General features: G+C 69.6%; 7 protein-coding genes. 2 read left to right on the top strand and 5 right to left on the bottom strand.

The features are described 5' to 3' along the window. The 3 genes from IT355_02895 to IT355_02885 form a co-directional block, all read right to left on the bottom strand. A partial coding sequence (locus tag IT355_02895; protein ID MCC7052186.1) for a DUF1080 domain-containing protein occupies positions 1–702 on the bottom strand: 702 nt, incomplete at its 3' end. Then, positions 699–1,943, bottom strand: a complete 1,245-nt coding sequence (locus IT355_02890) for a Gfo/Idh/MocA family oxidoreductase (GenBank protein MCC7052185.1) — start codon at positions 1,941–1,943, stop codon at positions 699–701. The genes IT355_02895 and IT355_02890, both read right to left, overlap by 4 nt. Further along, positions 1,931–3,430 carry a Gfo/Idh/MocA family oxidoreductase gene (locus tag IT355_02885; protein ID MCC7052184.1) on the bottom strand — a complete coding sequence of 500 codons (1,500 nt, stop codon included), beginning with the start codon at positions 3,428–3,430 and terminating at the stop codon, positions 1,931–1,933. Before IT355_02885 ends, IT355_02890 begins: the two co-directional genes overlap by 13 nt. Before the next feature lie 291 nt (positions 3,431–3,721). Between IT355_02885 and IT355_02880 the strand changes: the two genes are divergently transcribed. Next, positions 3,722–5,470, top strand: a complete 1,749-nt coding sequence (locus tag IT355_02880) for a sodium:solute symporter family protein (protein MCC7052183.1) — start codon at positions 3,722–3,724, stop codon at positions 5,468–5,470. Positions 5,471–5,483: 13 nt separating this feature from the next. Further along, positions 5,484–5,708, top strand: coding sequence for a hypothetical protein (locus tag IT355_02875; protein ID MCC7052182.1), 225 nt, complete (start codon positions 5,484–5,486; stop codon positions 5,706–5,708). A 91-nt stretch (positions 5,709–5,799) separates the two neighbouring features. On the opposite strand, the gene IT355_02870 is transcribed toward IT355_02875, so the two are convergent. Both IT355_02870 and IT355_02865 read right to left on the bottom strand, forming a co-directional pair. Next, positions 5,800–7,239 (bottom strand): insulinase family protein, encoded by a 1,440-nt coding sequence (locus tag IT355_02870; GenBank protein ID MCC7052181.1) that lies wholly within the window; start codon positions 7,237–7,239, stop codon positions 5,800–5,802. Continuing rightward, on the bottom strand, positions 7,239–8,603 hold the full coding sequence (locus IT355_02865; protein MCC7052180.1) for an insulinase family protein: 1,365 nt from the start codon (positions 8,601–8,603) through the stop codon (positions 7,239–7,241). The genes IT355_02870 and IT355_02865 overlap by 1 nt, the downstream gene beginning before the upstream one ends. Between the last annotated feature and the right edge of the window lie 37 nt (positions 8,604–8,640).

Genomic DNA, 8,640 nt, shown 5'->3' with positions numbered 1-8,640 from the left:
GAGGCCGAGTGAACCGTTGTGGTCGCCCTGGATCGCGATCATGCCCTTGGCGGCGCGGCCGAAGTTCGGGTACTCGCCGAACTTGGCCGCCTTCACCAGCGTGGTGAAGTCGGGGCTGCCGAGCGCATAGGCCACCGCCTGCTGTCCGTTGAGCCAGTGTGTGACACTGTCACCCTTCACCACGATGCGCGCGGTGTTCCACTCGCCGAGCGGCTTGGTCAGGCCGGCGGGGGGCGCGTAGAGGCCGTACACACTGGCCGACGAGAGCTTGAGGTTCTTGGCCTCGGGATCCATCGCCTCGTCGCGCAGCTGGTACTCCGGGCCGCTCCAGTAGGGCTTGTCGTACTCGTCGGTCACCTTGTAGAAGACACCGGCGTTGCCCATGGCTCCCACCTTCCACTCGAACTCGAGCTCGAAGTTGCCGTAGTTCGTGCGGGTGGTGAGGTCGCTCACCACGCTGTCCTTCGAGATCATGCTGTCGGTGATGACCCAGCCGCGCGAGACCAGGCTGTCGCTCTTCCACCCGCGCCAGCGCGACAGCGTGGCGTCGAACAGTGGAACCCAGCCTGCGGTGTCGACCGAAATGCCGGTCGCGGCGACGGCAGCCGGCGCGGACGAGTCGGCCGCAGCCGGTTTGCCACCCGCGCAGGCCGCCAGTGCCGCCACGGCGAGCACCGCCAACCCTGCCCTGCGTGCGCTCATCGCTGCCACTCGTAGCGCGACACCGCCGACGTGAACGTGTCGAGGTTCTCGCCGGGGTAGTCGATGGTGCGCCCCTGCTCCGCGCTCTGGTACGCCGTCATCAGGAGCTTCACCACTTCCAGTCCGTCGTTGAAGGTGAGCTTCGGTTCCTCGAGCCCGAGAAACACGCGGGCGAAGTGCCGGTCCTCGCCCTCGTAACCGTACACGAGCTGCTCGGCGGGCACCACCGGCATCACGCCCGTCTCCGCCTGCTGCTTCTCCACCAGGTCCTCACCGGCGGCGCCCTTCACCTCGCGGCTGAAGAACAGGTTGAGCCCCGAGTTGAGCGAGTTCCACTGCATCGAGTACTCCGGGCCGAGCAGCTCGGCGCTGAGGCGCAACCCGGGCCCGACGTAACTCCACGACGTGGTGGCCTCGCCGAGCACGGTGTGGCCGTCATCGGTCTGGAACTCCACGTGCATGCTCGCGAAGTCCTCCGACGGCGTCTTCGTGTAGTCCACCGTCACGCCGTTCTTCCGCAGGATCTCGGCATAGTGCGGGCGCGACCACTTCAGGCTCGCGATGTGCGCGGTGACCTTCACCGGCTTCACCGACGAGAGCGGGGCGCCCGGCTTCGTCAGCAGGTGCCGGATCAGCAGGCCGGAGTGGCACATCATGTCGGTGAGCGTGCCACCGCCCTGCAGTGCGCCGGTCCAGAACCACGGCGTGTGCGGCCCGCTGTGCTCCTCGGCGGCACGCGCGAGGTACGGGCGCCCGGTGGTGGCCGCGCCGCGCGCCCACAGCAGCTTGTGCCCCGTCTCGACGTGCGGGCCGAACAGCTGGTTCTCGAGGTAGCCCGTCTTCAGCCCCACGCTCTCGACAAGCTCGCACACGCGCTTCGCCTCGGCGACGTTGCGCGCCAGCGGCTTCTCGCAGGCGAGGCCACGCAGCGTGCCCTTCCCGCTGCGGATCGCCTCGACGATCTCCTCGATGTTCTCGATGCGAGCCTGGTTCGGCCCGCTCAGCCAGATCGCCTCGATGGCCGGGTCGGCGACCATCGCCGTGATCGACGCGTACGCCTTGCAGGCGCCCACATCGAGCTCACGCGCGAGCGCTGCCACACTCTCGGCACTCTCGCGGCGCGGGCTCCACACGCCGAGCACGTCGGCGTCCCGCACCGCGCGGAACGCCTGCACGTGGAACCGCGTGTTGAATCCCGCGCCGACGAAGCCGACTCCCAGCCGCCTGCTCAGAGGCTCCATCCCGCACGATACTCGCGCGTGAGGAAGGCGTTGGCCTCGGGCATGTTGGTCACGCGCATCGCGTCGCCGTCATAGTAGATCTTCTTGCCCTGGCCCGCCTTCAGGGCCACCAGGCCGAGCAGCATCACCTCGGTCAGCGGTGCCGCATACTCGAACGGCGACGTGGCGGTCCCGACACCCTTGCAGGCGTCGAACCAGTTCTGCTCGTGCGAGGTGGTGATGCGCGCGAGGGTCTTCGGCACCGCCTCGGCGGCCGCGGCCGTCGCGGCCGGGTAGACGCGCGGGTTCGCCCCGTAGGTGTCGTAGACCATGATGCCCCTGGTGCCGATGAAGATGCCGCCGCCGTCACCGTTGAGGTTCACGTCGTCGGGGAGGTGCATGGGCCGCGGCGGCAGCAGGCCACCGTCGTACCAGTGCAGCTTCACCGGGCCGCGCGCGCCCTTCGCGGCGAACTCGTACTGCGCCATCATCGAGACCGGGTACGACGCCGGCTTCTTCGCGTCACCGCCCCACGGCGACGACGATGCGGTGATGCTCGTCGGCATGCCGAGGTCGAGCGCCCAGAACGGCTGGTCGATCAGGTGGGCGCCCATGTCACCGAGCGCGCTGACGCCGAAGTCCACCCAGCCGCGCCAGGAGAACGGATGGTACGACGGGTCGTACTGCACGGCCGGGACGGCACCGAGGAACAGGTCCCAGCTGAGGCGATCCGGCACCGAGGGGGCGACCGCCGGGTTCGGGCGCCCGACACCCTGGGGCCACCAGCCGTGTGGCCGGTCGGTCCAGACGTGCACTTCGCTGATGGGGCCGAGGATCCCGCTCGCCGCCACTTCCTTGATCTTGCGCGTGCCGTCGGAGGAATGGCCCTGGTTGCCCATCTGCGTCACGACCTTGATCTCGCGGGCGGCCTTGCCGAGCGCGCGAGCCTCCAGCACGGAGTAGGTGAGTGGCTTCTGGACGTAGACGTGCTTCCGGGCCTGCATCGCGCGCAGCGTGATCATCGCGTGCATGTGGTCGGGCGTGCCCACCACCACGGCATCGATGTCCTTCTGCTTGTCGAGCATCTCGCGGTAGTCGGCGTACTTGGCCGCGCGGGTGTAGTGCTCCTGGAGCTTCTGGCCGGTGGCGTAGGCCGCCTGCGCGTTGGCGGTGCGGCGGGCCAGCCAGGCCTGTGCGTCGGCCGGGCTCAGGTTGGCGGGGGGCGTGAAGGTGCCGGGCTGGCGGTTGCGGCTGGCGAGCGACTTCTCGACGTAGGCGAAGTCCACGTCGCAGACGGCGACGGTGTTCTGGGTCAGCATCTGGGCCCAGTTCGACATCCCCATCCCGCCGGCCCCGACGTAGGCGATGTTGAGGGTGTCGCTGGGGGCCTGGAAGCCCCGGCCGAGCACGTGGCGCGGGACGATCATGGGGGGCGCGACGAGGGCGCCGAGCGCGAGGGTGGCGCTGCCGGCGACGAAGTCGCGGCGGGTGACAGCTTTCGGGTCCATGGGGGCGTGGTGAGGGCCGCTCGTGCCGTGTGCGCCGCGTGGGGCGCCGCGAACGCGCGTAATCTTCACGGGGGACCACGATTCTGGCACCGGGCGGGGCGGGTGCGCGCCGGGGGTGGACCACCGCACCGGCGGGGAGCCGACCTGTCAGGTGACACCCGGCACCCGGGGAACCTGCGAAGTCGGGGTACGGTGGATAGGATGAGCGCGTCTGGTGCCGCCGCGGCCGGTGGCACCATCCCCGCCTCCCCCTGCCCCCTCCGCCGGTTGCCGGCGCTTCGTGGAGCCCCAGTGGATCTCGTTCCGGTCACCCATCTGACGGCGATCGACTACGCCGTGATGGCCATGTACTTCGTCTTCGTCCTCGGCATCGGGTTCGCCCTGCGCCGGAGCACGAAGACCAGCTCCGACTTCTTCCAGTCCGGGCGGTCGCTGCCGCCCTGGGTCACCGGCCTGGCCTTCCTCTCGGCCAACCTCGGGGCGCAGGAAGTGATCGGGATGGGCGCCTCGGGCGCCAAGTACGGCATCGCCACCGCCCACTTCTACTGGATCGGGGCGATCCCGGCGATGGTGTTCGTGGCGCTGTTCATGATGCCGTTCTACTACGGCTCCCGTGCCCGCAGCGTGCCGGAGTACCTCAAGCTCCGTTTCGACGAGAAGACGCGCACGCTGAACGCGCTCAGCTTCGCGGCGATGACGATCTTCTCGTCGGGGATCAGCATGTACGCGATGGGCAAGCTCTTCAACCTGCTGCTGGGGTGGAGCTTCGACGTGAGCGTGCTGGTGTCGGCGGTGATCGTGCTGGCCTACGTGTTCGCGGGTGGCCTGACCAGCGCGATCTACAACGAGGTGCTGCAGTTCTTCATGATCGCCTTCGGCTTCGCGCCGCTGGTGTTCCTGGGCCTGAAGCAGGTGGGCGGCTGGGGCGGGCTGACGGCGCGCCTGACCGAGGCGGCAGTGACGCGGGGGCAGAACCCGGGCGCGCTGACGCATGCGTGGCAGGGGATGACGAGTGCGAGCACCAACCCGCTGGGGGTGGAGTGGTTCGGGCTCGTGATGGGGCTGGGCTTCGTGCTCAGCTTCGGCTACTGGTGCACCGACTTCCTGGTGGTGCAGCGCGCGATGGCGGCCGACAGCATGATCGCGGCCCGCCGGACGCCGCTGATCGCCGCGGTGCCGAAGATGTTCTTCCCGTTCCTGGTGATCCTGCCGGGCATGATCGCGCTGGCGCTCACCGGCGCGGCGGGCGGCATCATCCCGGCCAAGCTGGCGGCCGACGGCCAGCCGCTGCTCGACTCGGCCGGCAAGGTGGTGATGGACTTCGACCTCGCCACACCGATGCTGCTGATCAAGCTCTTCCCCGAGGGCATGCTCGGCCTGGGGCTGACGGCGCTCTTGGCGAGCTTCATGTCGGGCATGGCCGGCAACGTGACGGCGTTCAACACCGTGTGGACGTACGACATCTACCAGAGCCACATCAGGAAGAACGCCTCCGACGAGCACTACCTGTGGATGGGGCGGGCGGCGACGGTGGGTGGCATCCTGCTGTCGATCGCGGCGGCGTACGTGGCCGGCGCGTTCAACAACATCATGGAGATCCTCCAGCTCGTGTTCGCGTTCGTGAACGCGCCGCTGTTCGCGACGTTCGCGCTGGGCATGTTCTGGAAGCGGGCCACCGGCCACGGCGCCTTCTGGGGCCTGGCGTCAGGCATGATGGGCGCGCTGCTGCACCACGGGCTCACCCTCCCGCGCGGCTCGGTGCCCGGCATCAAGGGCGGGTTCTTCGGGCTGCTGCACACCTACCCGAGCGAGATGGCGCAGACCTTCTGGACGGCGATCGTGGCGTTCATGACCTGCGTGATCGTGAGCATCGTGATCAGCCTGGCCACCACCGCACGGCCGGACTCGGAGCTCAAGGGGCTGGTCTACTCGCTGACGGAGAAGCCGGTGGACACGGGGATCCCGTTCCTCAAGCGCCCGCTGCCGTTCGCGCTCGCCGTGCTGGGCATGACGGCGCTGCTCAACATCCTCTTCCTCTGACCGCGGAACTCACATGAGTGCAGAAGGCTCGCTCGACCTGCGCCTCCCGATCGGCGGGTTGTTCTCGGTGCTGGGCGTGATGCTGGCCGGCTACGGCCTGCTGACGGGCAGCAACACCGAGATGTACGTGAAGTCCGGTGGCATGAACATCAACCTGATCTGGGGCATCGTGATGCTGGTGACGGGGCTGATCTTCCTCGGGCTGGCGAAGGCCGGGGCGGCGGCGGAGAAGCGCTGAGGCGCCGCGATCACCGTGGCAGGAACGACAGGCGGCCCGCTCGGTCTCGAGCGGTCCGCCGTCGCGTGGTGCCGCGCCGTGCCGCCCGGCGCTACTTCGCGACCGACGTGACCTCGAGCTGCGTCACGGGACCGAGCTTCAGCGCCTCGACACCGGCGCGCACCTTCGCCAGGTCGCCCACCACCACGATGGTCGCGCGATCCACCGGCAGGTACCGCCGCGCCACCCGCTGCACGTCGGCGGCGGTCACGGCATTCACCCGTGCGATGAACGCACTCACCGACGACAGCGGCAGCCCGAACTGGTTCAACTCCGCGAGCTGGCCGGCGATCTCGCCGTTCGTCTCGAAGCTGCCGGGAATGCCAAGCGCCACGTAGGCCTTGCCACGCGCCAGCTCGCCGGCATCCACCGGCGCGTCACGGATCGCGCGCAGTTCCCGGAACACCTCCACCAGGCTGGAGTCGGTCACGTCGGTGCGCACCCCGCTGCTGATGCGAAAGGCGCCCGGCAGCGGCTGCCAGCCGAAGCCCGAGCCGATGCCGTACGTGTACCCCTTCGTCTCGCGCAGGTTGGTGTTCAGCCGCGACGAGAAGCTGGCACCGAGCAGCGTGTTCATCACGACCAGTGCCGGGTAGTCGGGACTGAGGCGTGAGACGCCCGGCGCACCGATGACGATGATGGACTGTGCGGCGCCGGGCTTGTCCACCAGGAACACCCGGCCCGCGGTGTTGCTGACGGGACGCACCGCCACCGCCGTCACCGGGGCGGGCCGTTCCGCCGACGACCAGCTGCCGAAGTGGGACGCGAGCGCGGTCGCGGCCTCGGCGGTGCTGATGTCACCCGCCACGATGAACCGCGCCCGCGAGGGCACGTAGGCCCGCTGGTAGAATGCCCGCACCCGCGCCGAGTCGAGGCGCGCGGTGGCAGCCGAGTCGCCGTCGGCCGGGTTGTGGTATGGGTGGCCCGCCGGGAACACGATGCCGTTGAACGCCAGCGTGGCGATGGCGCCGGGCTGGTCACGCCGCTGCAGGATGCCGGCGGCACGCAGGTCGCGCTGACGGCGCACGTCGGCGCTGGTGAAGGCCGGCCGCTGCACCACGTCCGCCATCAGGGCGAGTGCGGCATCGAGTGAGCGCCGCGGCACGTTCAGCGACACCGTGAAGGCATCCCACGACGCCGACGAGTTGAGCGTCGCGCCGAGGAAGGCGATCGCGTTCTGCAACTCGTTCACGTCCTTGCCGCCGGCACTCTCGGTGAGCATGCGGGCCGTGAATGACGCCAGGCCGGGCTGGTCCCCATCGAGGCGGGCCCCGCCAGTGATGCTGAGCGTGACCTGCACCAGCGGCACCTCGCGCTGCGACACCACCTGCAGGCCGATACCGTTGGCCAGGCGCGAGGTCGCGACCGACGGCAGCACCAGCCGCGGCGCAGGCGGCAGCGTGGGCACCTTGGTGCGATCGAACGCGGCCTGCGCACGGAGCGCCGCGGGGGCCAGGAGCGCGATGGAGGGAAGCAGCAGGAAGCGGCGCATCACTGGGTCACCTTCTTCAGCGTGGCGGCAAGCGCCTGCTTGCCCTGGGGGACCACCGAAACCATCACGCGCGGTGCCTGCAGGTACAGGCGCACCACGCGCTGCACGTCGGCAGCCGTCACCGCGCGCAGCTTGTCGAGGTCGTCCTGGAAGCCGTCGGGCTGGCCGGTCTGGTAGTAGTACTCGTTGAGCTGGTCGGCCTTGCCGCCGACCGTCTGGATGCTGCGGAGGAACTGTGCCTCGATCACGTTGCGCGCCTGCTCGAGCTCGCGCGGCGTGGGCCCCTCCGCCGCCAGCCGCTCGAGCTGCCGGTCGATCACGGCCTGCAGGGTGTCGAGGCCCTTCCCCGGCCGCGCGGTGGCGACGATCGAGAAGTCACCGTCGAGGCGCTTGGCATCGTTGTAGGCCTGCACCGCCGTGGCCAGCTCGCCGCTGTAGACCAGCGCCTGCGTGAGGCGGCTGGTGCGGGCGCCGGCAAGGACATAGCCGGCCAGCTGCAGCGCGGGGCTGTCCGCGTGCGTGGACTTCGCGGTGTGCCAGTTGAGGTAGAGGCGCGGCAGCTGCACGCGGTCCTCGAGGGTGACGGCGGTGTCCTTCACGGTGAACGCCGGTGGCGCGGGTCGCGTGATCGACGGCCCGCGCGGGATCTCGGTGAAGTACTCCCGCACGATCGCGCGCACCGAGTCGGGGTGCACGTCGCCCGCCACCACCAGCGTGGCGTTGTTCGGAGCGTAGTACTGGCGGAAGAAGTCCTTCACGTCGTCCACGCTCGCGGCCGAGAGGTCGGCCATGGAGCCGATGACGGGCCACGAATACGGGTGTGACGGCGGGTACATCAGGTGCGGCAGCACGTCGGCCACCAGGCCGTACGGCTGGTTCTCGTAGCTCTGGCGCCGCTCGTTCTTCACCACGTCACGCTGCAGGTCCACCTTGGGCTTGTCCATGGTCGGCAGCAGCCAGCCCATGCGATCGGCCTCCAGCCAGAGCATCAGCCGCAGCGAGGAGCTGGGCCCCTCCTCGAAGTAGTTGGTGCGGTCCTCGGTGGTGGAGCCGTTGTTGTTGGCCCCCGCGGCCTCGAGGAGCCGGTCGAACTGCGGGTACGGCGCGTTCTGCGAGCCCATGAACATCAGGTGCTCGAAGAGGTGCGCGAAGCCGGTGCGCCCGGGTTTCTCGTCGCCGGAGCCGACGTGGAACCAGACGTTGGTGGTGACGATCGGCACCGAGTGGTCCTCGTGCACGATCAGCGTCAGGCCGTTGGGGAGCGTGTCGATGGTGTACGGCACGCGGAGGCGCGCGGCCTGCGCCTGCGCGAGCGCCGGCGCGACGGCCAGGGCGGCGATGGCAAGGGAGCGGCGGAGGGTCATCGGCACGGGGGTGGGGTGACGGTGGGGCATGCGGAAC

The organism is Gemmatimonadaceae bacterium, from assembly GCA_020851035.1.
Classification (GTDB): Bacteria; Gemmatimonadota; Gemmatimonadetes; order Gemmatimonadales; family Gemmatimonadaceae; genus JACMLX01.
The sequence above is the reverse complement of the archived record's forward strand: the minus strand, read 5'-3'. Positions and strand labels throughout refer to the sequence as shown.